A 24,823-nucleotide genomic window follows, 5' to 3' on the forward strand; every position below is an offset into this window, starting at 1 on the left:
CCGCATGAGCGACTCACTGGAACTCAGCCTGGACGGCGTCGAACGCCGCTCGCTGGCTGACTTCACCGAACAGGCCTACCTCAACTACTCCATGTACGTGATCATGGACCGGGCACTGCCGCACATCGGCGACGGCCTCAAGCCGGTGCAGCGACGCATCGTCTATGCCATGAGCGAGTTGGGGCTCGATGCCGATGCCAAGCACAAGAAGTCGGCGCGTACCGTCGGTGACGTGCTCGGCAAATTCCATCCCCATGGCGATTCGGCCTGCTACGAGGCCATGGTGCTGATGGCGCAGCCGTTCAGCTACCGCTATACCCTGGTCGATGGCCAAGGCAACTGGGGTGCTCCGGACGATCCAAAGTCGTTCGCCGCCATGCGCTACACCGAGGCGCGCCTGTCGCGGTATTCCGAGGTGTTGCTCAGCGAACTGGGCCAGGGCACCGTGGACTGGGTGCCGAACTTCGACGGCACGCTGCAGGAGCCGGCGGTGTTGCCGGCACGTCTGCCCAACATTCTGCTCAACGGCACCACGGGTATCGCCGTGGGCATGGCCACCGACGTACCGCCGCACAACCTGCGCGAGGTTGCCAGCGCCTGCGTGCGGTTGCTCGATGAGCCCAAGGCCACCCTCGAGCAGCTCTGCGAGCATATCCAGGGCCCGGACTACCCGACCGAGGCCGAGATCGTCACGCCGCGTGCGGAAATCCTCAAGATGTACGAAAGCGGCCGCGGCTCGATCCGCATGCGTGCCGTCTACCGTGTCGAGGATGGCGATATCGTCGTCACTGCGCTGCCGCACCAGGTCTCCGGGGCCAAGGTGCTGGAGCAGATTGCCGCGCAGATGCAGGCCAAGAAGCTGCCGATGGTGGCCGATCTGCGCGATGAGTCGGACCACGAGAACCCCTGCCGCATCGTCATCATTCCGCGCTCGAACCGGGTCGATGCCGATGAATTGATGCAGCACCTGTTCGCTACCACCGACCTGGAAAGCAGCTACCGCGTCAACGTCAACATCATCGGTCTCGATGGTCGGCCGCAGTTGAAGAACCTGCGGGCCTTGCTGCTGGAATGGCTGCAGTACCGTATCGGTACCGTTCGTCGCCGCTTGCAGCATCGTCTGGAGAAGGTCGAGAAGCGCTTGCACCTGTTGGAAGGTTTGCTCACCGCGTTCCTCAACCTGGATGAAGTGATCCACATCATTCGTACCGAGGATCACCCCAAGCAGGCCCTGATCGCCCGTTTCGACCTGACCGAGATCCAGGCCGACTACATCCTCGAGACTCGTCTGCGCCAGCTCGCCCGCCTGGAAGAGATGAAGATCCGCGGCGAGCAGGACGAACTGCTCAAGGAACAGGCCAAGCTGCTCGCGCTGTTGGGCAGCGATGCCAAGCTGCGCAAGCTGGTTCGCAGTGAACTGATCAAGGATGCCGAAACCTATGGCGACGACCGCCGTTCGCCGATCGTCGAGCGTGCTGAAGCCAAGGCCCTTTCTGAAACCGAACTGATGCCGACCGAGCCGGTGACCGTGGTGCTTTCGGAAAAAGGCTGGGTGCGCTGCGCCAAGGGCCACGATATCGACGCCACCGGCCTTTCCTACAAGGCCGGCGATGGCTTCAAGGCTGCTGCTGCCGGACGCTCAAACCAGTTTGCCGTGCTCATCGACTCGACCGGGCGCAGCTATTCCCTGGCCGCCCACAGCCTGCCGTCGGCCCGTGGCCAGGGCGAACCGCTGACCGGCCGTCTGGCGCCGCCGCCGGGGGCGACCTTCGAATGCGTGCTGCTCCCCGAAGACGACGCGCTGTATGTGGTGGCATCCGACGCCGGCTACGGCTTCGTGGTCAAGGGCGAGGACCTGCAGGCCAAGAACAAGGCGGGCAAGGGCCTGCTCAGCCTGCCTAACGGCGCCAAGGTCATCACCCCGCGACCGGTGGCCAATCGCGACCAGGACTGGCTGGCGGCGGTCACTACCGAAGGCCGTCTGCTGGTGTTCAAGGTCAGCGACCTGCCGCAACTGGGCAAAGGCAAGGGCAACAAGATCATCGGTGTGCCGGGAGATCGCGTCGCCAGCCGTGAGGAATACGTCACCGACCTGGCGGTGCTCGGCGAGGGCGCGACACTTGTATTGCAGGCCGGTAAGCGTACGCTATCTCTGAAGCCGGACGACCTGGAACACTACAAGGGCGAGCGGGGCCGGCGCGGCAGCAAGCTGCCACGGGGCTTCCAACGGGTCGACGGATTGCAGGTGGAAGGTCCGGCATGATCCGCCAGACTGCCTGGAACGGCAATTTCAGCGTCGTTCCGGGCAGAAATGCTGGAGTCGGGCGGCTATTTCGCGGATGATAGTGCCCTTGCGGTGCCAGCGTGGCTGTGTGCCCAAATGAATCTAAGTCAGTATCATTGCGGTTTGCTGATTAGCGACCGCCTGGACGGGATGATGAAATTTCTGCGCCTTCCATTTGCGCTGTTGATGACGGGTTTGCTGGGGTTGGGCGGATGCAGCATGCATCAGCCGGTAGCCTTGTACCAACTCGACAGCGGTGATCCTGGTCAGCCTTCGCAAAGCGCGGGCATGGCCGTGGTGCTCGGCCCGGTATCGATCGCCGACTACCTGCAGCGTGAGACCTTTCTGCAGCGTCAGGCCGATGGCAGCCTGAGTTCGGCGACCGACGGTCGCTGGGCCGGTAGCCTGTCGTCCGATATCGACCAGTTGCTGGTTCGTCAGCTGGCCTGGCGGCTGGACAGCCAGCGTGTCGTGCTGGCACCGGCAAGCACCGGCTTCACGCCGGACGTGCAAGTGCTGTTGTCGATCACCCGCCTGGACTCCGGCAAGAACCAACCGGCAGTGCTCGATGCCCAATGGCGTCTGCTCGACCGTCGTGGCCATGTGCGCGACAACCGTATCGTGCACCTCGAGCAACAGCACGAGGGCAGCGAGTCTTCGCAGGTGCAGGCCCAGGGCCAGCTGTTGCAGAAGCTGGCCGAGCAGTTGAGCTCGGCGGTCAAGCCTTTGGCCAATCAGCCGGCCATCGCTGAAGAAACGCCGAAGAAGCCGGCACCGGCGCAGGTCAAGAAGGCACCGGAGAAAGCCAAGATTCCAATGGCTTCGCCGATTCGCACGGACATGGAGGTGTATCGGTTCTGACCGAACGGATACCCACAAAAAAGCCCGCATCATTGCGGGCTTTTTTGTGGGTGTACGGCAGGGTCATTCAGTTCGAGCGCCGAAGCTCACCGCGTATTGGCAGTCAGCTCTTGCGCTCATCCAGTCGTGCCAGTTGTCGTTCCAGCATCGACGGGTACGGCTCCATCAATCGCTCCACACAGCAGGCTCCTTCAGGGCTGGCAATCGGGCGGATGCGTGCGCGTTGGCGGATCAATGCGTCGTCGCTGATCTGCCGCTCGACCAGCAGCAAATTGCGGCTGTGCTGTGACAAGGCCAGAGCGTCCTGGGCCTTTTCGGTCATCAGCACGTCGACCAGTTCCAGCCCCTGCAGGTCATCACCGTGCACCAGGCCCAGCTGCAGTTGCAGGGTGATGCCGCTGTCGGCTACCTCGATCTGCAAGGCATGGCCCAAGGCGCGCAGCAGCTCGCCGCAGCAAATGGCGTTGGTCAGGTAGTCTTCGCCGCTGTCGCGGCTGTGGAACAACACCAGGGTACTGCCATCATTGAGCGTGTGGGTTTCGCCTTCGTACAATGAGGCGGCCTGCTCCAGGCAATCGCGATAACGCTCCAGCAACTCGGTCAGGCGCGTGCGTGGCAGGCGCCGCAGTTGTTCCTGGGAACCCAGTTGCACGGCCAGCACGGCGCTGTTCTGCGGCTCGTCGGACTCGACCAGGGCCGCTTTGGGCGCGGGCTCGTCGCTGTCCAGCAGGCCGGCAAAGGCCTCGTCATCGTCCTCGTCGGCCTGGGCCGTGGCACGCGGCGCCGGGGGCTGCTGGTCGTACAGGTCGTCGAAGTCGCCTTCGTCTTCCTCGTCCTCCTCAGGCTCCGGTGGCGGAGGCGGTGCCAAGCGGGCGTGCAACTGACGCGCCAGGTCGCCGATCTCGTCCTGGCGGTCGATCGCCGGGGTATAGGGGTGTGGATCCCGCAGCCAGACGCGCAGTTGCAGCAGCGGCGTGGTGATGTAGCGACCTTGGCGCAGGCTCAGGCTCAAGGCCAGGGCCAGCAGGATCGCGGCGAGGATCCCCATGCTCTGCAGGCTGATCAGCATGGGCTGCTGGAACTGGCTCATGTCCAGGCTGATGCGCAGTTGCCCGGCGGTGACGTCCTGGAAGGTGATCTTGGTCTGGAACAAGCCCTCGGCTTCGCCCAGCAGGCTGTTGCGCGGACGCTGGCCGGCCTCGGCGAGGATGCGGTTGTCGACGCTGTAGATCGCTGCGTGGGCCACCAGAGGGTTTTTCACCAGGTTGCCGAGCAGCACATTGAGGCTGAGGATGTCGTTGGACACCAACAGTTCCGTGGCCGAGGTCGCGGTCTGGGTGGTCAGGCTCTGGCCGAGGGCATCGGCCTGTTCATGCATGGCCTGCTTGAACTGCAGGCCCATGACGCAGGCATAGATCACCAGCGCCAGCGCGACCAAAAATATGTTGGTGCTGGCGATGCGCAGTGCCAGGGGAACGCGGCGTTGACGCAGGGCACGGAAGATCATCAGGAAGAAGTTGTCTGGCTTGACGGGCGTGGGCCGGTTCACAGAGCGCGGCTCTTAATGGCAGAAAAGTGTTGCGCAGTATAGCGAGCCATAATTTGTCGGCAAAGTAGCGTTGGTGCCCGATGGTCATGGAAAATCGGTAGAATGCGCATTTTTCATCGAAGTCGGAGCCAGGTTGTGCGCGAAATCGTCCTGATCAACATCACCGGTGAGGACCGTCCCGGTCTTACCGCCGCCCTGACCGGCGTCCTGCTCCAGGGCGGTGTGAACATCCTCGACATCGGCCTAGCCGTCATGCACGGCACCTTGTCGTTCGGCATCCTGGTCGATATCCCGGATAACGAAGTGGCTACCAACCTCCTGCAAAGCGTGCAGGCCAAGGCGCACGAGTTGAACCTGCAAGCCCGCTACACGCCGATCTCCGAAGCCGATTATCAGCATTGGGCCGATGGCCATGGCGAGGCGCGGCACATCGTGACGGTGCTCAGCCGCAAGATCAAACCCGAGCAACTGCAGCGGGTGAGTGCGGTGATCAGCCAGTATGGCCTGACCATCGAGCGCATCGAGCGCCTGTCTGCTCGCGTGTCGCTGGATAATGAAAGCGTGAAAGGCAAGTCTGCCCTGGAGATCTCCGTGCGTGGCGTGCCGAGCGATGCTCAGGCCCTGCGCAGCGAATTCTTCGCCCTGGCCGAAGCGCTGAATATCGACATCGCCTTCCAGAAGGACGACCTGTTCCGTCGTAACCGCCGCCTGGCGGTGTTCGACATGGACTCGACGCTGATCGAGGCCGAAGTCATCGACGAGCTGGCCAAGGCCGCTGGAGTCGGCGAACAGGTGGCGGCCATCACCGAGCGGGCGATGCGCGGCGAGCTGGATTTCCGTGCCAGCTTCAAGGAGCGCATGGCGCTGCTCAAGGGGCTGGACGTTGGTGTCCTGGATCAAATCGGTGCTTCGCTGCGTCTGACCGAAGGCGCCGAGAACCTGTTCGCCGAGCTCAAGCGTCTGGGTTACAAGACTGCGATCCTGTCCGGTGGCTTCACCTACTTCGCCAAGCAAGTGCAGGCGCGCCTGGGCATCGACTACGTATTCGCCAATGAGCTGGAAGTGGTGGATGGCAAGGTCACGGGCGTTGCCGTGGAGCCGATCGTCGACGCCCAGCGCAAAGCCGAGCTGCTGCAGAAGCTGGCCGCCGATGAGGGCCTGCAGCTTCAGCAGACGATTGCCGTGGGCGATGGCGCCAACGACCTGCCGATGCTGGCCCTGGCCGGTCTGGGCGTGGCCTTCCGCGCCAAGCCGCTGGTACGTCAGTCTGCCAAGCAGGCGATCTCGACCTTGGGCCTGGACGGCGTGTTGTACCTGCTGGGGCTTCGGGATCGTGAGGCGCGTGGGTAAGGGGTTGCTTCGAGTGCTTTGGCGCCTGTGAGACCGAGCGCCGCCCGCGCGGCGCTCGGTCTCACAGGCGCAGAAAGTACCGCGCCAAACCTTCAGGCCTGGGCAGGCGTTGCCAGCAATTCACCCATGCGCACCGCTGAGCTTGCGCCGAGGGTCTGCGCCCACTTCACCTGCTCGGGGCCGAACAGCACGATCGCGGTGGAGCCCAGCTTGAAGCGGCCAAGCTCGGCACCTTTTTCCAGATGGATCGGCGTGCGGCTGCCTTCGTCATAACGGAATGTCTTGATCTCGCGCTTGGGCGGCGTGACCAGCCCGGCCCAAACGGTCTCGATCGAGGCGACGATCATCGCGCCGACCAATACCACGGCCATCGGCCCACGTTCGGTGTCGAACAGGCACACCACGCGCTCGTTACGGGCGAACAGCTCCGGCACGTTCTCGGCGGTGGTCTGGTTGACCGAGAACAGACGGCCCGGTACGTAGACCATTTCGCGCAGGGTGCCGGCCAGCGGCATGTGCACCCGGTGGTAGTCCTTTGGCGACAGGTACACGGTGGCGAATTCGCCACCCATGAACGGCGCTGCCAGGGCCGGATCGCCGCCCAGCAGCTCCTGGGCGCTGAAGCTGTGGCCCTTGGCCTGGAAGATGCGACCGTGTTCGATCGGGCCAAGCTGGCTGATCGCGCCATCGGCTGGGCAGAGGATGGCGCCCGGCGTTTCGTCCAGCGGGCGGGCGCCGGGCTTCAGGGCGCGGGTGAAGAAGGCGTTGAAGTGCTCGTAGGCGGTGAGGTCTTCGACCACGGCCTCGCTCATGTTCACCTGGTAGCGCTTGGCGAACCACGCGGTGAAGGCATTCTTGAACCAGCGTACGCGGCACTCGGCAATGCAGCCGGCCAGGCGCGACAGTAGGTGGTGCGGCAGCAGGTACTGGCTGATGATGAACAAACGGGATTTCATGCAGGTTCCTTAGACTTCTACAGGCGTGTCCGGGTGGTTGCCCCATTCGCTCCACGAGCCGGCATACGCCTTGACCCGTGGGTAGCCGAGGGCCTTGGCCACCAGGTAAGTGAAACCGGAGCGGCGGTGGGTCTGGCAGTGGGTGATCACTTCCTTGTCCGGGGTGATGCCCAGGCGCTCGAGCACTTCGGCGATGTCCTTGCGGATGCGCAGGTGGTCATTGAGGTCCATGCCGGCGGTCCACTCGAAGTTGACCGCGCCAGGTATATGGCCGCCCTTGGCTGCCAGGACCTTCTCGCCATTGTATTCCTGCGGCCCACGGGCATCCCAGATGACCAGGTCATCGTCGCCCAGGCGGCTCTGCAGGTACTCGCGGGAAGCCGTTGGTTCGCTGTGCAACCGCAGCCTCACCGGGGTGTTGCCCGCTGGGGGCACTTCGGTGGTGAGCTTGTCCGCCGGCCAGGCCTGGATGCCGCCGTTGAGATAGTGGTGGGCCTTGTGACCGATGACGTCGAGCAACCAGATGAAGCGCCCGGCCCAACCGCCGCCCTCGTCATCGTAAACCACGTAGACGGCATCGTCGCGATGACCGAGCTCGCTGAACAGCTTCTCCAGTTCACCCAGAGGCGGCAGCAGGCCAGGAGCAGGCGGCTGGCCAAGCTGGGTGCGCTTGCCTTCGACGAAACGGGCGCCGGGAATGTGCCCGCTGATGTAGCGGTTGATGCTGCTCAGGTCGACCAGGATCAACTGGGGGCAATCCAGGCGCGGCAGCAGGTCCTCGGGCTCGATCACCAGAGGCAAGCCGGAAAAGTCAGTCATCCACGTTCTCCGATGTGGAAAGAGGGGCGATTGTAGCGCAAGGCTCAAGGGTTGCGGCTGGCGAAAAGCGCCAGGGCCCGCTCGATGCATTGCGCGGTCTTGCCGAACGCCTGCACGCTGACATCGGCCAGCGGCTTTCCGCCCTGGTCGGCCACGGCCAGCATCAAGACCTGGTCATCCACGGCCAGCGAACGCAACAGCAGGTGCTCGCCGCTGAACAGTGTGCGCAAGGGGGCGGGCAGCAGGGCGGCGAACTGGGCGTGGTTATCGGGGGTCAGTCGCAGCTGCGCGGCCTTGCTCAGCAGCTTTTGCAGCAACTTGTTCTGCGGTACTTGCAGGGCGATGGCCTCCGCTTCCTTGGGCAGCCCGCTGGCTTGCTGTACGCGCAGGTAATCGCAGGTTCGATCCAGGCTCAGCAGCAGGATGCGCTGCATGCCGCAGGCCTGCAGGGCCTCGCGGGCCTGGCTGGCCAGGTGCACCGCATTGGCGAATGGACTGGGTTGTGCCAATAGCTCCTGACACAGCTTGCGCCAGCGTGCCAAGTCGTCGCTGCCGGGCGGCGGTGGGGTGAGCATGTCGGGGTGCGGGCGGCGCTGCTGCCAGGGCCAGATCAAGGCTTCGGCGGGGTGGAATACGGCGTACCGGGCATGGTGACGGGCACTCGCGGCAGCCTGCTGATGCACCTGCTGCTGCACGTCGTCCAGCGATGTCTGCAGGTACAGGGCAGTCAGCAGCTGCCAGCGCAGCAAATGGGGATTGTCCCAGCCCACTTGTGCGGCCAAGGCCAGGTTGTTGGCCAACAATACGGTATTGGCGGGCTGGTTGAACCAGCGGCGCAGCCCCGGCTCCTCGTCCAGGCGGTGCTGTTGGCTGAGTTCGTCCGAATCGCGGGCGATATTCAGCACCAGCGCCAGTTGCTCGCGCTCTTCGAGCAGCAGCCGGTAGCCCTGGGTGACCCACTGGGGCAGGCGCCAATGCTCGGCCACAGCCCGGCACAGAGCCATGATGCGCACGCCAAACAACTCGTGCTCCACCTGCGCGGCGTCCTCGCCCTTGTGGATAACCCGCAGTTCCCAGGTGTCGAGTAATTTGGGGTAGGCCAGGGCCAGCGGCCATAGCGGTGCCAGAAACAGCAGACTGCCCCAGTGGATCTCCTGCCACAGCCGCGCCAGGCGGCTGGCGAACAGGCCGCTGGCCTGTTGCGCAGCGTGCTGGCTGATGAGCAGGAACTGGCACAGGACCGGCGGCAGTTCTTCGTCTGGCAGTGAAGGCAAGCGCTTGAGCAATTGTTCGGTGCGCGCCAGGCCCAGACGGTTGAGGGCGATTTCCAGGCTTTCGGCCGGCTCGGCCTGGCTTGGATTGCCGGGATGGTTGGCTTCGCGCATCACCGAGAGCACCAGAGCCGGGCTGTCCTGCATCAGTTCGGCGATGTCGCGCAGGGACCGTCGGCTGTCGTTGATGGCGGCCATTACCCGGTCATGACTGTGTTTCGGCACCGGCAGGCGAATGCCGTCGAGTACCGTTACCCAGGTCTTCAACGTGCGCGGAATCTCAGCAGGTACCTTAGTTTCAATTGGCATTTTGACATCAGTCCGAACTGGCTTTTCGCTTTGAGTGGCTATAGTCTGGCGCAGTTCTGCCGATAAGTAGAAGAAGAGTTTTAAAGCTCCCGTCCCCCGACCCTGACCACGACTGCAAGTGCTTTGAACCTATGGCTAAAATTATCGGCATCATCGTCGTATTCGCGAGCGTGCTCGGCGGATACGTTCTTTCCCACGGCAAGATTGCGGCGCTGATCCAGCCATTCGAAGTGCTGATCATCGGCGGCGCGGCCTTCGGTGCGTTCCTGCAGGCCAACCCCGGTTACATGACCATGCATGTAATCAAGAAGTCGATGAAGATGTTCGGCTCGCGGTTTACCCATAGTTACTACATGGAAGTGCTGGGCCTGGTCTACGAAATCCTCAACAAGAGCCGTCGCGAAGGCATGATGGCGATCGAGAGCGATATCGAAGATGCCGCGGCCAGCCCGATCTTCGCCAAGTATCCATCGGTGCTGGGCGATGAGCGCATGACTGCGTTCATCTGCGACTACCTGCGCATCATGTCCACCGGCAACATGGCGCCGCACGAGCTCGAAGGCCTGTTCGACATGGAACTGTTGAACATGAAGGAAGAGCTCGAGCACCCGTCCCATGCGGTCACTGGCATCGCCGACGGCATGCCCGGCTTCGGTATCGTCGCGGCGGTACTGGGCATCGTGGTGACCATGGCTTCGCTGGGGGACGGCGACCAGGCCTCGATCGGTCTGCATGTGGGTGCGGCGCTGGTCGGTACCTTCTTCGGTATTCTCGCGGCCTATGGTTTCTTCGGTCCGCTGGCCAAGTGCCTGGAGCACGATGCCAAGGAAGAGATCAACCTCTACGAGTCGATCAAGGCGTCGCTGGTGGCCTCGGCCTCTGGCATGCCACCTTCGCTGGCGGTGGAATTCGGCCGCAAGGTGCTGTACCCGAAGCATCGCCCGAGCTTCTCCGAGCTGGAACAAGCGGTTCGTGGTCGCTGAGTCATGGAGAACAATCAGCCGATAATCATCAAGCGCGTCAAGCGCTTCGGCGGCGGTCACCATGGCGGTGCCTGGAAGATCGCCTTCGCCGACTTCGCCACGGCGATGATGGCGTTCTTCCTGGTGCTCTGGCTGCTGTCCACGGCCACGCCCGAGCAGAAGATCGCCATCGCCGGCTACTTCAAGGATCCGATCGGCTTTTCCGAAAGCGGCACGCCTTACGTCATCGACCTGGGCGGTTCGCCGCAGTTGGCGCCGGAAAAGACCATCAACCCGGAAGAGAAATCCGAGCCTACACCCGACACCAGCATGCAACTGGACAAGGACCAGGTCGAAACTCTGGCCGAGCAGGTCGAGCGCGAACGCCTGGAGCTGCTGTTGCAGGAATTGCAGAACAAGGTGGAGGAAAATCCCGAGCTGCAGAAGTTCAAGGATCAGATTCTGTTCGAGATCACCCAGGACGGCTTGCGCATTCAGATCATGGACGCCGAGAACCGGCCGATGTTCGATCTCGGCAGTGCGCGCTTGCAGCCGTATTTCGAGGACATCCTGCTGGCCATGGCCGACACCATCAAGGCGGTGCCGAACAAGATCAGCATCAGTGGCCACACCGATGCCAAGCCGTATGCGGGTACCGGTGACTTCGGCAACTGGGAGCTGTCGGCCAACCGTGCCAACGCGGCGCGTCGGGCACTGGTGGCCGGGGGCTATCCGGACGAGCAGGTGGCGCGGGTGGTCGGCTATGCCTCGTCGTCGCTGTTCGACCGCAAGAATCCGTTCAATCCGGTCAACCGGCGCATCGATATCATCGTCCTGACCAAGAAGGCCCAGCGCGATATCGAAGGCAAGCAAGGCGCTCCGGAGACACCGCCTGCGTCTGAAGCCACGCCACCAGCCCCCTCCACGGCGCCCACATCGCCTGGCGCTTCGGCGGCGCCGGGGGCGAGCGACACGCCGATGCAGCCGCGTGAGCTGCGCCAGAAGCTGAATATCTTCGAGGATGGCGTGTTGAAGATGGACGACGCCAAGGATCAATGAAGACGCTGAAATGAAAGAAGGGGCTGCGCTGCAGCCCCTTCTTTCATTCTGGCCCGGCGGCCGGGCGTCGAGCTCAGTAGCTGTCTTGGGTGAGGCTGGCGATGATCGAGCGGTAGCTGTTCATCCGCTGTGGCTTGATCCGGCCATCGTCCAGGGCCTTGAGCAGTGCGCAGCCTGGCTCCCGGTCATGCTTGCAGTCGCGGAAACGGCAGGTGCCGAAAAGGTCGCGGAACTCGATGAAGCCCGCTTCGACGTCATCGCGGCTGACGTGGGCCAGGCCGAACTCGCGAATCCCTGGCGAGTCGATCAGGTCGCCGCCGTTGGGGAAGTGGTACAGGCGGGCCGTGGTGGTGGTATGCGTGCCTTGGCCAGACCATTCGGACAGGTCGCCGACTCGTGTGCCGGCGTCCGGCAGCAGGCTGTTGACCAGCGACGATTTGCCCACCCCCGACTGCCCGACGAATACGCTGATGTGCCCGTCCAGCATCTGTTGCAGGCGTTGCATGCCGTCGCCTTGATGGGCCGAGACTTCCAGCAGCGGATAACCCAGTTCGCGGTACACCTCGAGCAGTTCGTGCAGGCCTGGGCCATTCTGCTCGTCGATGAGGTCGGCCTTGTTCAGCAGCAGAAGGGGGCGGATGCCGGCATGCTCGGCTGCCACCAGATAGCGGTCGATGAGGTTGGGGTGCGGTTCAGGTGCCGGGGCGAAGACGATCACGATCAGATCGACGTTGGCCGCGACCGGCTTGAGTTGACCGTGATTGTTCGGCCGGCACAATTCGGTGCTGCGGGGCATCTGCGCGACGATCACGCCGATACCCTGGTTGCCAGCGCGCCAGACCACGCGATCACCGGTGACCAGCGCCGGCAGGTTGGCCCGCAGGTGGCAACGGAATACCTGGCCGGCCGACTCGCCGTCCTGGGCCTCGACTTCCACCTGCACGCCGAAGTGGGCGATCACCAGGCCCAGTTGCTCCGGCCCCAGGTCGCCGCCCTCCAGTTCCTGCAGCAGATGCTGTTCGCGCTTGGCGGCGCGTGCGGCGCGTTCGTTCTGGATCTTTTCGATACGCCAGTTCTGGCGGCGGTTGAGCTGGCGTTTGGCCATGAAGGTTCCGTGTCGGCGGGGCGGTAAGAAAACGGCTGGCAGTTTAGCACGCAAAGCCCGAGACCTGCGGCCTGACCTGTGGCGGCGCGAATGCACCTTGGCGTGCGGCTAGGCTACTATAGCGGCCTATACGAGGAGCCTTTCATGCACAACCCACAGAACCTGATCTGGATCGATCTGGAAATGACCGGGCTCGACCCGGACAGCGACGTCATCATCGAGATGGCGACGATCGTCACCGACAGCGAGCTCAATACCCTGGCCGAAGGCCCGGTGATCGCCATCCACCACAGTGACGAGGTGCTGGCGCGCATGGACGAATGGAACACCCGCACTCACGGCGCCTCGGGCCTGACCCAGCGTGTGCGGGAAAGCCGCATCGACATGGCCGAGGCCGAGGCTCAGACCCTGGCCTTCCTGGAGCAGTGGGTGCCCAAGGGCAAGTCGCCGATCTGCGGCAACAGCATCTGCCAGGACCGTCGCTTCCTCTATCGGCACATGCGCAACCTGGAAAACTACTTCCACTACCGTAATCTCGACGTGTCCACGCTCAAGGAGCTGGCGGCGCGCTGGGCGCCGGAGGTGCGTGACAGTTTCAAGAAGGGCAGTACTCACCTGGCGCTGGACGACATCCGCGAATCGATCGCCGAGCTGCGCCACTATCGCGAGCACTTCATCAAAATCTAAGCTTCAAGTCTCGAGCTGCAAGCGCCAAGTCAAGCGGTTTGTCTTTGCGTCGGATGCAATGGTCCGATCAGCGCGTACCGCTTGTTGCTTGAGGCTTGCTGCTTGCCGCTATTCTGGACCCGCGCCATGTTGTTGATGCTCTACCTCATCGCCATTACCGCCGAAGCCATGACCGGTGCCTTGTCCGCAGGACGTCGCGGCATGGATTGGTTTGGCGTCGTGCTGATCGCCTGCATCACCGCGCTGGGCGGTGGTTCGGTGCGCGACGTGCTGCTCGGCCACTACCCGCTGACCTGGGTGAAGCACCCCGAGTACCTGGTGCTGACCAGTTGTGCAGCGCTGCTGACGATCTTCATTGCGCCGATGATGCGACGACTGCGCTCATTGTTCCTGGTGCTCGATGCCTTGGGGCTGGTGGCCTTTACCCTGATCGGCTGCATGACTGCGCTGGAGATGGGGCAGGGGATGCTGGTGGCTTCGCTCAGTGGGGTGATCACCGGGGTGTTCGGCGGCATCCTGCGGGATATCTTCTGCAACGATATTCCGTTGGTATTCCGCCGTGAGCTATATGCCAGCGTGTCGTTTGCGGCGGCCTGGTTCTATCTGGGGTGTGTGTACTTCAAGGTGCCGGCGGAACAGGGCATGCTGCTGACCTTGTTCGGTGGCTTTCTCCTGCGTTTGCTGGCGATCCGTTTTCATTGGGAAATGCCCAAGTTTCATTACAACGATCAGCAGTGAGTGCCTGGCTTGGGGGCGGCGCTCGGTCTCAGGGCCTCTGAAAATCTGAATTCAGGCGCATCGGCAGCACATCGCTCTACACCACCCCATGCCGCTCCAGCGCCCACTCCACATGCTCGCGCACGAGCTCCGAGGCATCGTCGCGACGGGCCTTGAGTGCCTCGATCACCGGTATCGTCGTGGGCGCATTGCCCAGCCCCACCGCCAGGTTACGCAGCCAGCGCTCGTATCCCGCCCGCCGCAAGGGTCCACCCTCGGTCTTGCGCAGAAAGGTCGGTTCGTCCCACAGGAACATCTCCGCCAACTCGGCATTCTCCAACCCGTGCCGCGGCTGGAAGTCTTGTTCCTTGGTAGGGTTGGCGAAGCGGTTCCACGGGCAGACGATCTGACAGTCGTCGCAACCGAACACGCGGTTACCCATCATCGAACGCAACTCCACCGGGATAGCACCCTTGAGCTCGATGGTCAGGTACGAGATGCAGCGCCGTGCATCCAGCACATAGGGGCCGACGAAGGCCTGGGTCGGGCAGATGTCCAGGCAGGCCTGGCAGCGCCCGCAGTGCTCGCTGCTGGTGGCTTCGTCCAGCGGTAGCGGCAGGTCGACGAACAGTTCGGCGAGAAAGAAGTAGCTCCCCGCCTTGCGGTTGAGCAGCAGGGTGTTCTTGCCGATCCAGCCCAGCCCGGCCTGCTCCGCCAGGGCCTTTTCCAGTACCGGGGCGCTGTCGACGAAGGCGCGGTAGCCGAACGGGCCGATCGCTTCCTGAATACGGTCGGCCAGGTGTTGCACGCGCTTGCGCACCAGCTTGTGATAGTCGCGGCCCAGGGCGTAGCGCGAGACGTAGGCCTTTTCCGGTTGCGCCAGGCGTTGGGCCATCTGCGTGTCGCCGGGCAGGTAGTCCATGCGCAGCGATACCACGCGCAGCGTGCCGGGAATCAACTGCTCCGGATGCGCACGCTTGCTGCCGTGGGCGCCGAGGTACTCCATCTCACCCTGGTAACCGGCGTCGAGCCAGCGTTGCAGATGGTGTTCGTGCTCGCCAAGGTCGATCCCGGCGATGCCGACGTGGGCAAAACCGAGTTCTCGGCCCCAATCCTTGATCGATTGGGCCAGCAGGGCGAGGTCAGGTGAGGTGGCAGGCATGGATGGGTAAGGCAATACGGGCTCAGGTGCGTATAATTCTGCCAGACATTGGAGCCTTTGACCCTATGCCCCAGACCAAACACCCTGGCCATGCCCCGCAGATACTCAGCAGCCTGAGCGTCGCGCACCTGCCTGCACGTGCCCCGCAGGCGCACAAAGGCGATTTTGGCCATGTGCTGGTGGTCGGTGGCGACCTCGGCACCGGTGGCGCGGTACTACTCAGCGCCGAAGCTGCGTTGCGCTGCGGCGCCGGCCTGGTCAGCGTGGCTACCCGGCCCGAGCATGTCGGCGCCGCCCTGGCCCGGCTGCCTGAGGTCATGTGCCTGGGCGTGGAATCGGCCAATCAGCTGATGGATGTGCGCGAGCGTGCCTCCGTGCTGGTGGTCGGCCCTGGCCTGGGCCAGGCGGCCTGGGGCCGCAGCCTGTTGTCGGTGGTGGCCAATGCCGAGCGGCCGCAGGTGTGGGATGCCGACGCACTCAACCTGCTGGCGCGTACACCGCTGGCATTGCCGCCCGGCAGCGTCCTCACCCCGCATCCAGGGGAGGCGGCGCGTCTGCTCGGAGTGTCCACCGAGGCTGTGCAGGCCGATCGCCCCGGCGCTGCGCTCAAGCTGGCGCGCCGCTATGCCAGCGTCTGTGTGCTCAAGGGCGCCGGTACCCTGGTGGCTGACCCTGATGGCCGGCTGGCACTGTGCGAACGTGGCCACCCGGCAATGGCCGGCGCTGGACTGGGCGACGTGCTGACTGGTGTAGTGGCGGCGTTGCTGGCCCAGGGCCTTGATGCCTGGAACGCGGCCTGCCTGGGGGTGTGGCTGCATGCCTGCGCCGGCGAGCGATTGGGCGTAAAGGGGAGGGGGCTGGCGGCAGGTGACCTGGCGCCGATCATTCGTGAGTTGTTGGAGGAGCATTCTGCGTGTCTGGGCTAACCCTGTTTCTGGCCGATGAAGCGGCAACCGTCGCATTTGGTGCGCGCCTGGCTCAAGTGACCAATGGTCATGGCGTGATTTTTCTCGAAGGCGACCTGGGAGCGGGCAAGACCACCCTTTCCCGTGGTCTGATTCGGGGGCTGGGCCATACCGGTGCAGTAAAAAGCCCCACGTTCACGGTGGTCGAACCCTACGAGATCGGAGACGTTCGCGCCTTCCACTTCGACCTGTATCGCCTGGTCGATCCTGAGGAGCTGGAGTTCATGGGGATCCGCGATTATTTCGAAGGTGACCCGTTGTGTCTGTTCGAATGGCCGCAAAAGGGGGCGGGCGTTTTGCCAAAGCCCGACCTGACCATTACCATAAGCCCCCAAGCGAGCGGACGTTCGCTGAACCTGTCGCCGCAGGGGGCTCGCGGCGAGGCCTGGTGCGTGGCACTGGCCGAATACCATAAACAGTAAGTGGGGTAGGTATGCGCATACGCGCACTGGTCGCTGTGGTTGGGCTGCTGCTGACAGCGGTGACCGTTGACGCTCTGGCCGTCACGCAAGTCAAGAGCATGCGCCTGTGGCGTGCGCCGGACAACACGCGACTGGTCTTCGACCTGTCCGGGCCGGTGCAGCACAGCGTCTTCACCTTGACCGCTCCGGATCGGCTGGTGATCGACATCAATGGAGCGACCCTCGCCGGGCCGCTGAACGTGTCCACTTCCAATACCCCGATCAGCAACGTGCGGTCGGCTCAGCGTACGCCAACCGACCTGCGCGTGGTCGTCGATCTGAAGAAGTCGGTCACGCCCAAGAGCTTCACCTTGACGCCCAATGCCCAGTACGGCAACCGCCTGGTGGTCGACCTGTACGACCAGGAAGCCGATGCCATTGCCGCCAGTACCCCAACACCACCGCCAACTCCGGCGCAGACGCCTGCGACCACCCCGGCGGTACCGGTGACGCCGACGCAGCCGGCCATCAAGCTGCCGCCTGTCCCCAGTGGCAAACGCGACATCATCGTTGCCATCGATGCCGGGCACGGCGGGGAGGACCCGGGTGCCTCCGGCTCACGTGGTCAGCATGAAAAAGACATCGTGTTGCAGATCGCCAAGGAGCTGCAGCGCCAGATCAACACCGAGAAGGGCTTCCGCGCCGAGCTGACCCGTACCGGCGACTACTTTATCCCGCTGCGCAAGCGCACCGAGATCGCCCGCAAGAAGGGTGCGGACCTGTTCATCTCGATCCATGCCGATGCCGCCCCTTCCCGCGCCGCCTTCGGTGCATCGGTGTTCGCCCTCTCCGACCGCGGCGCCACTTCTGAGACCGCCCGTTGGCTGGCTGACACGGAAAACCGTTCCGACTTGATCGGGGGGGCCGGTAACGTCAGCCTCGATGACAAGGACCGCATGCTCGCGGGTGTGTTGCTCGACCTGTCGATGACCGCCACCCTGAGCTCCAGCCTGAATGTGGGGCAGAAAGTGCTGGGTAACATGGGGCGCATCACTTCCCTGCACAAGCACCGGGTGGAGCAGGCCGGGTTCATGGTGTTGAAGTCGCCCGACATTCCATCGATCCTGGTCGAAACCGGGTTCATTTCCAACAATGCCGAGGCGGCCAAGCTGGCCACGCGCAGCCACCAGCAGGCACTGGCCCGCTCGATCCGTACCGGCGTGCGTCAGTACTTCCAGCAGAACCCGCCCCCCGGCACCTACATCGCCTGGTTGCGCGACAGTGGCAAGATCGCCCAGGGCCCGCGTGAACATACCGTGCGCCCGGGCGAGACCCTGGCCATGCTCGCCGTGCGCTACCAGGTGAGCGTTGCCAGTCTGCGCAGCACCAACAGCCTCAAGAGCGACGAGCTCAAGATCGGTCAGCGCCTCGATATTCCTGCCGCCACCCTGGTTTCCCAGCAATGAGTGGGGGCGCGCGCATCCAGCTGCTGACTCCGCGGCTGGCTAACCAGATTGCCGCCGGAGAGGTGGTCGAGCGCCCGGCCTCGGTGGCCAAGGAGCTGCTGGAGAACAGCCTGGACTCCGGTGCCCGGCGCATCGACGTCGAGGTCGAGCAGGGTGGTGTCAAGCTGCTGCGGGTGCGCGACGACGGCGGGGGCATTTCCGCCGAGGACCTGCCGCTGGCGCTGGCGCGCCATGCCACCAGCAAGATCCGCGAGTTGGAAGACCTCGAAGGTGTATTGAGCCTGGGCTTTCGTGGTGAGGCGCTGGCATCGATCAGTTCGGTGGCGCGCCTGACCCTGACCTCGCGTACCGCTAGCGCCAGTGAGGCCTGGCAGGTCGAGACCGAAGGTCGCGACATGACCCCTCGGGTGCAACCTGCTGCGCACCCGGTAGGCACTTCGGTCGAGGTGCGTGACCTGTTCTTCAATACCCCGGCTCGGCGCAAGTTCCTCAAGGCCGAGAAAACCGAATTCGATCACCTGCAGGAAGTCATCCGGCGCCTGGCCCTGGCCCGCTTCGATGTCGGATTCCATCTGCGACACAATGGCAAGAGCATTCTCAGCCTGCACGAGGCCCACGACGAGATGGCCCGGGCGCGACGGGTCGGAGCCATCTGCGGGGCGGGCTTCATGGAGCAAGCCTTGCCGATCGACGTCGAGCGCAATGGCTTGCGCCTGTGGGGATGGGTCGGCTTGCCGACCTTCTCGCGCAGTCAGGCGGACCTGCAGTATTTCTTCGTCAATGGCCGAGCGGTGCGGGACAAACTGGTCGCCCACGCGGTGCGCCAGGCCTACCGGGACGTGCTGTTCAATGGCCGGCACCCGACCTTTGTGTTGTTCCTGGAGCTCGACCCTACCGGGGTCGACGTCAACGTGCATCCGACCAAGCACGAGGTGCGTTTTCGTGAAGGGCGCTCGGTGCACGACTTTCTCTACGGCACCCTGCATCGTGCCCTGGCCGACGTTCGCCCGGAAGACCAGTTGGCCACGCCCGCTGCTGCCAGCGAGATCGTCCGCCCAAGCGGCTTGCAGGTCGGTGAGTTCGGGCCGCAGGGTGAAATGCGCCTGGCCGCGTCAGTGCTCGAGCAGCCACAGGTGCCCCAGCATGCCATTTCCAACGGCGGCAGCGGTGCCGGCTACCAGTACCAGTACACGCCTCGGCCTTCGCAGCCATTGCCGACGGCCGAGTCCCAGGCGGTCTACCGCGAGTTCTACAAGCCTCTGAACGATGGCGCGGCGGCGCCTGCGACGACGCTCCCGGAAAGCCAGGGCGACATTCCGCCCCTGGGTTACGCCCTGGCCCAGCTCAAGGGTATCTACATTCTTGCCGAGAACGCCGTAGGCCTGGTGCTGGTCGATATGCACGCCGCCCATGAGCGGATCATGTACGAACGCCTCAAGGTGGCGATGGCCAGCGAGGGCCTCAGCGGTCAGCCGCTGTTGGTGCCCGAGTCGCTGGCACTGAGCCAGCGCGAGGCCGATTGTGCCGAAGAGCATGCCCAGTGGTTCCAGCGCCTGGGTTTCGAGTTGCAGCGTCTGGGCCCGGAAACCCTGGCGATCCGCCAGATTCCTGCGCTACTCAAACAGGCCGAAGCCAATCGCCTGGTCCAGGATGTGCTGGCCGATCTCATGGAGTACGGCACCAGCGATCGCATCCAGGCCCACCTCAATGAGTTGCTCGGCACCATGGCCTGTCATGGTGCGGTGCGTGCCAATCGGCGTCTGGCCATTCCTGAAATGAACGCGCTGCTGCGCGACATGGAAAACACCGAGCGCAGCGGCCAATGCAACCATGGCCGTCCGACCTGGACCCAGATGGGCCTGGATGATCTGGACAAACTTTTCCTGCGCGGTCGATGAAATGAGCGGCAAGCCACCAGCGATATTCCTCATGGGGCCGACCGCGGCCGGCAAGACCGACCTCGCCATCGAGCTGACCAAGGTCTTGCCGTGCGAGCTGATCAGCGTCGATTCGGCGCTGGTCTACCGCGGCATGGACATCGGCACGGCCAAGCCATCCAAAGAACTGCTGGCCGCGCACCCCCACCGTTTGATCGACATTCTCGACCCGGCCGAGAGCTATTCGGCGGCGCTGTTCTGCAAAGATGCCCTGGCAGCCATGGCCGACATCACTGCACGCGGCAAGATCCCGCTGCTGGTGGGGGGCACCATGCTCTACTACAAGGCCTTGGTCGAAGGCCTTGCGGACATGCCGCCGGCCGACGCCGCGGTCCGTGCCGAACTGGAAGCCGAGGCCGATGCGCTGGGTCTGGCCGAACTGCATCGACAACTGGCCGAGGTCGATCCCCAGTCGGCGGCGCGTATCCACCCCAACGACCCCCAGCGGCTTATCCGAGCGCTTGAGGTATACCGGGTCAGTGGCCAGAGCATGACAGCCCATCGCCAGCGTCAATTCGCGGAAAGTAGCGGCGCAGACGCAGGCAACGGCGGTCATTTCCCCTATACTGTCGCAAGTTTGGCGATCGCTCCTACAGATCGTCACATTTTGCATCAGCGAATTGCGTTACGATTTTCACAGATGCTGGAACAGGGCTTCATCGACGAGGTCCGATCGCTGCGTGCCAGAAGTGACTTGCACGCCGGACTGCCGTCTATACGGGCAGTGGGATACAGGCAGGTCTGGGATTACCTAGACGGCCAGCTGAGTGAGAATGAGATGCGCGAACGCGGTATCATCGCCACACGCCAGCTAGCCAAGCGGCAGTTCACCTGGCTGCGTGGCTGGCCCGATGCGCATTGGCTCGACAGCCTGGCCTGCGACAATCTGTCCCGCACCTTGAAATACCTGGGAGCCATCTCCATATTGAGCTGAGTCCCTGCTGATTGCCGTCTATTCTTGCGAAGGGGCGGCCTAATTTATCGATTTTCTTTGATTTTCTACTATTGATCCTTACAGGAGTGCGGCATATGTCAAAAGGGCATTCGCTACAAGACCCTTACTTGAATACCTTGAGAAAAGAAAAGGTCCCGGTTTCGATCTATCTGGTCAACGGGATCAAGCTGCAGGGCTCGATCGAATCCTTCGACCAGTTCGTGGTGCTGCTGAAGAACACCGTCAGCCAGATGGTCTACAAGCACGCCATTTCGACCGTGGTACCTGCCCGTCCGGTTCGCCTGCCAAGCCCGTCCGATTCCGACAGCGGTGACAGCGAGCCAGGCAACGCCTGATAGGAGCCTGCATTGTTCTTTGAGCGCCACGGTGGTGGTGAGCGGGCGCTGCTCGTTCACTTGGAAGGTCAGAACCCTGAGGCGCGCGAAGACCCGCAGGAGTTTCAGGAACTGGCACTGTCGGCCGGAGCGGACATCGTTTCGCTGGTGACAGTGACGCGACACCAGCCTACGGCCAAATACCTGATTGGCAGCGGCAAGGTCGAGGAATTGCGCGACCTGGTCAAAGCCGAACAGGTAGACCTGGTGATTTTCAATCACACCCTCACGCCCAGCCAGGAACGTAACCTCGAACGTGTCTTCGAGTGTCGCGTGCTGGACCGTACCGGGCTGATTCTCGATATCTTCGCCCAGCGGGCGCGTACCCATGAAGGCAAGCTGCAGGTCGAACTGGCCCAGCTCGAGCACATGAGCACGCGGCTTGTGCGCGGCTGGACCCACCTCGAGCGGCAGAAGGGCGGTATCGGTCTGCGCGGCCCGGGCGAAACCCAGCTGGAAACCGACCGCCGCCTGTTGCGGGTACGCCTGCGCCAGATCAAGGCGCGCCTGGAGAAAGTGCGCAGCCAGCGCGAACAGGCCCGTCGTGGTCGTCGTCGCGCCGAAATTCCATCGGTATCGTTGGTGGGCTACACCAACGCCGGCAAGTCCACGTTGTTCAACGTCTTGACCACGGCCGAGGTCTACGCTGCCGACCAGTTGTTCGCAACCTTGGATCCGACCCTGCGCCGGCTCGAGATCGACGACATCGGTCCGATCGTGCTGGCTGACACCGTGGGCTTCATTCGCCACCTGCCACACAAACTCGTCGAGGCATTTCGGGCTACGCTCGAAGAGTCGAGCAACGCCGACCTGTTGCTGCATGTGATCGATGCCCATGAGCCGGAGCGCATGGAGCAGATCGAGCAGGTGTTGGCGGTGTTGGGCGAGATCGGTGCCGAAGGCTTGCCCATCCTCGAGGTCTATAACAAACTCGACCTGCTCGAAGATGTCGAGCCGCAGATCCAGCGCGATGCCGATGGCAAGCCGGAACGGGTCTGGGTATCGGCACGCGATGGTCGAGGTCTGGAGCTGGTAGGCCAGGCGATAGCCGAGTTGTTGGGGGATGATCTGTTTGTCGGTACCTTGCGCCTTGAGCAACGTTTTGCCCGCTTGCGTGCGCAATTCTTTGCCCTCGGAGCGGTGCAGAGTGAAGAGCACGACGAAGAAGGGCGCAGCCTGCTGAGCGTGCGACTGTCCAGGATCGAACTGAATCGCCTGGTCAGCCGCGAAGGCATGGACCCGCAAGTGTTTGTCCAGCAACACACTTTGCAATAAATGCCTGGCGAGGTGGCCGGGCAGCAGTGACAGGCATTCTGTAGCATTGGACGGCGCGCCGTGGGTGCGTCTTTGCTTTATCAGATGGAGAGCGCTATGGCTTGGAACGAGCCGGGTGGCAACTCGAACAATCAGGATCCCTGGGGCGGCCGCCGCGGTGGCGGTGGTGGCGACAAGAAAGGTCCGCCGGATCTTGACGAGGCCTTCCGCAAGCTGCAGGACAGCCTCAACGGCATGTTCGGTGGCGGCAAGAAACGAGGCGGCGGTGACCGCAATGTCGGCAAGGGCGGTGGCCTTGGCCTGCTGGGCATCGGCCTGGCGGTGCTGGCCGCGATCTGGCTGTACAACGCCGTCTACGTGGTCGACGAACAGGAGCAGGCCGTGGTGCTGCGCTTCGGCAAGTACTATGAGACGGTCGGTCCCGGCCTGAACATCTACTTCCCGCCGATCGATCGCAAGTTCATGGAAAACGTCACGCGTGAGCGTGCCTACACCAAGCAAGGGCAAATGCTGACCGAAGACGAGAACATCGTCGAGGTGCCGCTGACCGTGCAGTACAAGATCACCAACCTGCAGGACTTCGTGCTCAACGTCGACCAGCCCGAGGTGAGCCTGCAGCATGCGACCGAAAGCGCCCTGCGCCACGTGGTGGGCTCCACGTCCATGGACCAGGTGCTGACCGAGGGTCGCGAGCAGATGGCCGTGGACATCCGCGAGCGCTTGCAGCGTTTCCTCGACAACTACCGGACCGGTATCACCGTCACCCAGGTCAACGTTCAGAGCGCGGCAGCCCCGCGTGAAGTACAGGAAGCCTTCGATGACGTGATCCGCGCCCGCGAAGATGAGCAGCGCGCCCGCAACCAGGCCGAGTCCTACGCCAATGGCGTGGTGCCGGAAGCCCGCGGTCAGGCCCAGCGCATCATCGAGGACGCCAATGGTTACCGTGATGAAGTCATCGCCCGGGCCAAGGGTGAGGCCGATCGCTTCACCAAGCTGGTCGCCGAGTACCGCAAGGCTCCTGACGTGACTCGTGAGCGCCTTTACCTGGAGACCATGCAGAAGGTCTACAGCAATTCGAGCAAGGTCATGGTGGCCACGAAGGATGGGCAGAACAACCTGCTCTACCTGCCGCTGGACAAAATGGTCGAAAGCGGTCGCAATTCGTCGACGCCATCGGGCAGCGTGTCGCCATCGGTCAACGATGCAGCCAGCCGTGCCGCGCAGGACCTGCAACAGCAACAGCAGCCGCTGCGTACTAGGGAGAGCCGCTGATGAGCAATAAATCGCTGATCGCCCTGATCGCCGCAGTGGTGCTGGCCGTCGTGGCCTGGAACAGCTTCTACATCGTGTCCCAGACCGAACGCGCGGTTCTGCTGCAATTCGGTCGTGTGGTCGAGGCCGATGTCCAGCCAGGTCTGCACGTGAAGATTCCTTACGTGAACCAGGTGCGCAAGTTCGATGCCCGGCTGATGACCCTCGACGCCCCGACCCAGCGGTTCCTGACCCTGGAGAAGAAAGCGGTGATGGTAGACGCCTACGCCAAGTGGCGCGTCAAGGACGCCGAGCGTTTCTACACGGCCACGTCCGGCCTCAAGCAGATCGCCGACGAACGCCTGTCGCGTCGTCTGGAAAGCGGCCTGCGTGACCAGTTCGGTAAACGTACCCTGCACGAAGTGGTTTCCGGTGAACGTGACGCGCTGATGGCTGACATCACCGCCTCGCTGAACCGCATGGCCAGCAAGGAGCTGGGTATCGAGGTCATCGACGTACGCGTCAAGGCCATCGACCTGCCGAAGGAAGTCAACCGCAGCGTGTTCGACCGTATGAGCACCGAGCGTGAGCGAGAAGCCCGCGAGCACCGCGCCAAGGGTAACGAGCTGGCCGAGGGTATTCGTGCCGACGCCGATCGTCAGCGTCGGGTGCTGTTGGCCGAGGCCTACCGTGAAGCGGAAGAAACCCGCGGTGACGGTGATGCCCAGGCGGCCGCCATTTACGCCAAGGCCTATACCCAGGACGCCGATTTCTATGCGTTCTACCGTAGTCTGCAGGCGTATCGTGAAAGCTTCTCCAGCAAGAGCGACGTGCTGGTCCTGGATCCGAAGAACGAGTTCTTCCGCTTCATGGACAAGAGCAAACCCTGATCGACCGCATGGGAATCGCCCCGCCTGGCAGCTAATGCACCAGGCGGGGTGCATCCTGAAGGAAAAGCGGTGTATGATGAGTCAGCCGGGAAATTTCCCGGCTTTTTTGCGTCTGCAAGGTTGATTGGCACTCCGCCAGTTGACTGTTTGGTCAGTTCGCAAGGCAATTCGAGGGTATTGGGTACGGTGGTGGCGCTGGGATCAGTGCTGCCTGCTGC

22 protein-coding genes are annotated in these 24,823 nt (G+C 63.3%); 16 read left to right on the forward strand and 6 right to left on the reverse strand.

Features of this window, described 5'->3' with window-relative positions; all coding sequences use genetic code 11:
- The first annotated feature begins 4 nt into the window (after positions 1-4).
- Together parC and KY379_RS12580 are read left to right on the forward strand one after the other, a co-directional pair.
- A complete protein-coding gene (parC, locus tag KY379_RS12575) occupies positions 5-2,263 on the forward strand; it encodes a DNA topoisomerase IV subunit A (protein ID WP_261238803.1) in 2,259 nt (752 codons plus the stop codon).
- Positions 2,264-2,437: 174 nt separating this feature from the next.
- Positions 2,438-3,145, forward strand: a complete 708-nt coding sequence (locus KY379_RS12580; RefSeq protein WP_261238804.1) for a membrane integrity-associated transporter subunit PqiC — start codon at positions 2,438-2,440, stop codon at positions 3,143-3,145.
- 103 nt (positions 3,146-3,248) lie between these two features.
- Here KY379_RS12580 and KY379_RS12585 read toward each other — a convergent pair whose 3' ends face one another.
- Positions 3,249-4,694, reverse strand: coding sequence for an AhpA/YtjB family protein (locus tag KY379_RS12585; RefSeq protein ID WP_196171973.1), 1,446 nt, complete (start codon positions 4,692-4,694; stop codon positions 3,249-3,251).
- Between the two features lie 135 nt (positions 4,695-4,829).
- Between KY379_RS12585 and serB the strand changes: the two genes are divergently transcribed.
- Positions 4,830-6,044 carry a phosphoserine phosphatase SerB gene (gene serB, locus KY379_RS12590; protein WP_165976028.1) on the forward strand — a complete coding sequence of 405 codons (1,215 nt, stop codon included), beginning with the start codon at positions 4,830-4,832 and terminating at the stop codon, positions 6,042-6,044.
- A gap of 92 nt (positions 6,045-6,136) precedes the next feature.
- Here the strand turns inward: serB and asd are convergent, their stop codons facing one another.
- The 3 genes from asd to KY379_RS12605 are packed head-to-tail and all read right to left on the reverse strand — an operon-like array spanning position 6,137 to position 9,399.
- Positions 6,137-7,000, reverse strand: coding sequence for an archaetidylserine decarboxylase (gene asd / locus KY379_RS12595; RefSeq protein WP_261238806.1), 864 nt, complete (start codon positions 6,998-7,000; stop codon positions 6,137-6,139).
- Positions 7,001-7,009: 9 nt separating this feature from the next.
- A complete protein-coding gene (locus KY379_RS12600; RefSeq protein ID WP_196171974.1) occupies positions 7,010-7,819 on the reverse strand; it encodes a rhodanese-like domain-containing protein in 810 nt (269 codons plus the stop codon).
- A 44-nt stretch (positions 7,820-7,863) separates the two neighbouring features.
- Entirely contained in the window at positions 7,864-9,399 is a 1,536-nt protein-coding gene (locus tag KY379_RS12605; protein WP_133324670.1) for an HDOD domain-containing protein, read from the reverse strand.
- Between the two features lie 131 nt (positions 9,400-9,530).
- Between KY379_RS12605 and motA the strand changes: the two genes are divergently transcribed.
- Both motA and motB read left to right on the forward strand, forming a co-directional pair.
- Positions 9,531-10,382 (forward strand): flagellar motor stator protein MotA, encoded by an 852-nt coding sequence (gene motA, locus KY379_RS12610; RefSeq protein WP_133324668.1) that lies wholly within the window; start codon positions 9,531-9,533, stop codon positions 10,380-10,382.
- 3 nt (positions 10,383-10,385) lie between these two features.
- A complete protein-coding gene (gene motB, locus KY379_RS12615) occupies positions 10,386-11,420 on the forward strand; it encodes a flagellar motor protein MotB (protein WP_133324666.1) in 1,035 nt (344 codons plus the stop codon).
- A gap of 73 nt (positions 11,421-11,493) precedes the next feature.
- Here the strand turns inward: motB and rsgA are convergent, their stop codons facing one another.
- The gene (rsgA, locus tag KY379_RS12620; protein ID WP_133324664.1) at positions 11,494-12,525 is read right to left on the reverse strand and encodes a small ribosomal subunit biogenesis GTPase RsgA; all 1,032 of its coding nucleotides are present in this window, start codon (positions 12,523-12,525) and stop codon (positions 11,494-11,496) included.
- A gap of 144 nt (positions 12,526-12,669) precedes the next feature.
- Here rsgA and orn point away from each other — a divergent pair, with 144 nt between their 5' ends.
- Together orn and KY379_RS12630 are read left to right on the forward strand one after the other, a co-directional pair.
- Positions 12,670-13,212: an oligoribonuclease gene (gene orn, locus KY379_RS12625; protein ID WP_133324662.1), complete on the forward strand. Its 543-nt coding sequence runs from the start codon at positions 12,670-12,672 to the stop codon at positions 13,210-13,212.
- A gap of 126 nt (positions 13,213-13,338) precedes the next feature.
- On the forward strand, positions 13,339-13,950 hold the full coding sequence (locus tag KY379_RS12630) for a trimeric intracellular cation channel family protein (protein WP_133324660.1): 612 nt from the start codon (positions 13,339-13,341) through the stop codon (positions 13,948-13,950).
- Between the two features lie 76 nt (positions 13,951-14,026).
- On the opposite strand, the gene queG is transcribed toward KY379_RS12630, so the two are convergent.
- Positions 14,027-15,091 (reverse strand): tRNA epoxyqueuosine(34) reductase QueG, encoded by a 1,065-nt coding sequence (queG, locus tag KY379_RS12635; protein WP_261238921.1) that lies wholly within the window; start codon positions 15,089-15,091, stop codon positions 14,027-14,029.
- Positions 15,092-15,156: 65 nt separating this feature from the next.
- Here queG and KY379_RS12640 point away from each other — a divergent pair, with 65 nt between their 5' ends.
- From KY379_RS12640 to hflC, 9 genes are all read left to right on the forward strand, one after another.
- A complete protein-coding gene (locus KY379_RS12640) occupies positions 15,157-16,017 on the forward strand; it encodes an NAD(P)H-hydrate dehydratase (RefSeq protein WP_261238808.1) in 861 nt (286 codons plus the stop codon).
- Positions 16,005-16,478: a tRNA (adenosine(37)-N6)-threonylcarbamoyltransferase complex ATPase subunit type 1 TsaE gene (gene tsaE / locus KY379_RS12645; RefSeq protein ID WP_261238809.1), complete on the forward strand. Its 474-nt coding sequence runs from the start codon at positions 16,005-16,007 to the stop codon at positions 16,476-16,478. The genes KY379_RS12640 and tsaE overlap by 13 nt, the downstream gene beginning before the upstream one ends.
- Positions 16,479-16,489: 11 nt before the next feature.
- Positions 16,490-17,923, forward strand: a complete 1,434-nt coding sequence (locus KY379_RS12650; protein ID WP_133324654.1) for an N-acetylmuramoyl-L-alanine amidase — start codon at positions 16,490-16,492, stop codon at positions 17,921-17,923.
- Positions 17,920-19,821: a DNA mismatch repair endonuclease MutL gene (gene mutL, locus KY379_RS12655; RefSeq protein WP_261238811.1), complete on the forward strand. Its 1,902-nt coding sequence runs from the start codon at positions 17,920-17,922 to the stop codon at positions 19,819-19,821. The genes KY379_RS12650 and mutL overlap by 4 nt, the downstream gene beginning before the upstream one ends.
- Position 19,822: 1 nt before the next feature.
- Positions 19,823-20,794, forward strand: coding sequence for a tRNA (adenosine(37)-N6)-dimethylallyltransferase MiaA (gene miaA, locus KY379_RS12660; protein ID WP_261238923.1), 972 nt, complete (start codon positions 19,823-19,825; stop codon positions 20,792-20,794).
- A gap of 95 nt (positions 20,795-20,889) precedes the next feature.
- Positions 20,890-21,150 carry an RNA chaperone Hfq gene (gene hfq / locus KY379_RS12665; protein WP_133324650.1) on the forward strand — a complete coding sequence of 87 codons (261 nt, stop codon included), beginning with the start codon at positions 20,890-20,892 and terminating at the stop codon, positions 21,148-21,150.
- 12 nt (positions 21,151-21,162) lie between these two features.
- A complete protein-coding gene (gene hflX / locus KY379_RS12670) occupies positions 21,163-22,464 on the forward strand; it encodes a ribosome rescue GTPase HflX (RefSeq protein WP_261238815.1) in 1,302 nt (433 codons plus the stop codon).
- Positions 22,465-22,560: 96 nt separating this feature from the next.
- Complete coding sequence (gene hflK, locus KY379_RS12675; protein ID WP_133324646.1) at positions 22,561-23,736, forward strand: FtsH protease activity modulator HflK; 1,176 nt, start codon at positions 22,561-22,563, stop codon at positions 23,734-23,736.
- A complete protein-coding gene (hflC, locus tag KY379_RS12680; protein ID WP_133324644.1) occupies positions 23,736-24,605 on the forward strand; it encodes a protease modulator HflC in 870 nt (289 codons plus the stop codon). Before hflK ends, hflC begins: the two co-directional genes overlap by 1 nt.
- Positions 24,606-24,823 lie beyond the last annotated feature (218 nt).

This window comes from Pseudomonas sp. HD6422 (assembly GCF_025377065.1).
Lineage (GTDB): Bacteria > Pseudomonadota > Gammaproteobacteria > Pseudomonadales > Pseudomonadaceae > Aquipseudomonas > Aquipseudomonas putida_U.

What these genes read in the sequence shown, in the direction of transcription:
- KY379_RS12605 (WP_133324670.1), bottom strand. Translation starts at nt 9,399, where the DNA reads ATGCCAATTGAAACTAAGGTACCTGCTGAGATTCCGCGCACGTTGAAG.
- hflK (WP_133324646.1), top strand. Translation starts at nt 22,561, where the DNA reads ATGGCTTGGAACGAGCCGGGTGGCAACTCGAACAATCAGGATCCCTGG.
- orn (WP_133324662.1), top strand. Translation starts at nt 12,670, where the DNA reads ATGCACAACCCACAGAACCTGATCTGGATCGATCTGGAAATGACCGGG.
- hflC (WP_133324644.1), top strand. Translation starts at nt 23,736, where the DNA reads ATGAGCAATAAATCGCTGATCGCCCTGATCGCCGCAGTGGTGCTGGCC.
- rsgA (WP_133324664.1), bottom strand. Translation starts at nt 12,525, where the DNA reads ATGGCCAAACGCCAGCTCAACCGCCGCCAGAACTGGCGTATCGAAAAG.
- miaA (WP_261238923.1), top strand. Translation starts at nt 19,823, where the DNA reads ATGAGCGGCAAGCCACCAGCGATATTCCTCATGGGGCCGACCGCGGCC.
- KY379_RS12580 (WP_261238804.1), top strand. Translation starts at nt 2,438, where the DNA reads ATGAAATTTCTGCGCCTTCCATTTGCGCTGTTGATGACGGGTTTGCTG.
- KY379_RS12640 (WP_261238808.1), top strand. Translation starts at nt 15,157, where the DNA reads ATGCCCCAGACCAAACACCCTGGCCATGCCCCGCAGATACTCAGCAGC.
- hfq (WP_133324650.1), top strand. Translation starts at nt 20,890, where the DNA reads ATGTCAAAAGGGCATTCGCTACAAGACCCTTACTTGAATACCTTGAGA.
- queG (WP_261238921.1), bottom strand. Translation starts at nt 15,091, where the DNA reads ATGCCTGCCACCTCACCTGACCTCGCCCTGCTGGCCCAATCGATCAAG.
- KY379_RS12650 (WP_133324654.1), top strand. Translation starts at nt 16,490, where the DNA reads ATGCGCATACGCGCACTGGTCGCTGTGGTTGGGCTGCTGCTGACAGCG.
- parC (WP_261238803.1), top strand. Translation starts at nt 5, where the DNA reads ATGAGCGACTCACTGGAACTCAGCCTGGACGGCGTCGAACGCCGCTCG.
- KY379_RS12600 (WP_196171974.1), bottom strand. Translation starts at nt 7,819, where the DNA reads ATGACTGACTTTTCCGGCTTGCCTCTGGTGATCGAGCCCGAGGACCTG.
- mutL (WP_261238811.1), top strand. Translation starts at nt 17,920, where the DNA reads ATGAGTGGGGGCGCGCGCATCCAGCTGCTGACTCCGCGGCTGGCTAAC.
- KY379_RS12630 (WP_133324660.1), top strand. Translation starts at nt 13,339, where the DNA reads ATGTTGTTGATGCTCTACCTCATCGCCATTACCGCCGAAGCCATGACC.
- asd (WP_261238806.1), bottom strand. Translation starts at nt 7,000, where the DNA reads ATGAAATCCCGTTTGTTCATCATCAGCCAGTACCTGCTGCCGCACCAC.
- motA (WP_133324668.1), top strand. Translation starts at nt 9,531, where the DNA reads ATGGCTAAAATTATCGGCATCATCGTCGTATTCGCGAGCGTGCTCGGC.
- motB (WP_133324666.1), top strand. Translation starts at nt 10,386, where the DNA reads ATGGAGAACAATCAGCCGATAATCATCAAGCGCGTCAAGCGCTTCGGC.